Here is a 559-nt window from a genome sequence, read left to right as displayed (position 1 = left end):
AGTCCCCTCACTGCAAAATGTACTAAAACTAGAGCCAGGAATTCTTGTTGTACTAATTCCGGAGTCTTGCTTCGCATTGTAATGCGAGAAAGATTGAGATGTTTTTTCAGTTCCTTGTAAGTTGATTCGATTTCCCAACGCTCGTGGTAAAGCCAGGCAAGGCTTTTGGCGTCTGCTTCGCGATGATCAGTTATCGTAGTTAAGAGCCTAAATACTTCATCCGATCCAGCGATTGTGTATTCGATCAATCGGGCTTCAATCTGCTTCTTTTCCCGTTTGAGAGTAACAAGATATGATTTGTCTGGAAGCATCTTTAAGATATTAACACCGACATCATCCTTGATACGCCAACACAATTCCGCATCGGTTGCAGCTGCATTGCACCACAGCTCAAAACTGAAGAAGCCTCTGTCCGCAAGTATGATCATCCCCTTCTTAAACATTGGAAGCAGAAGACTGGCCAGATATTTTTCGCTGTGCCGGGCTGTTTTATCCCAATCAGGATGCTCATTATTTTGAGCTTCTGTTCTCTTCTTGAACCATCCAAGCTCTGTAGCAT

Annotated in this window: 1 protein-coding gene; it reads right to left on the bottom strand. The window is 43.5% G+C overall.

Going from position 1 to position 559, the window contains the following annotated elements; translation table 11 throughout:
* Window positions 1–559 (bottom strand): IS4 family transposase (locus tag A0J57_RS25775; RefSeq protein WP_153023181.1); only part of this gene is annotated, 559 nt, incomplete at both ends.

Source organism: Sphingobium sp. 22B (assembly GCF_001580035.1).
In the GTDB taxonomy this organism is placed as follows: Bacteria; Pseudomonadota; Alphaproteobacteria; order Sphingomonadales; family Sphingomonadaceae; genus Sphingobium; species Sphingobium fuliginis.
Note: the sequence above shows the minus strand (reverse complement) of the source record. Positions and strands in the feature narration are given on the sequence as shown.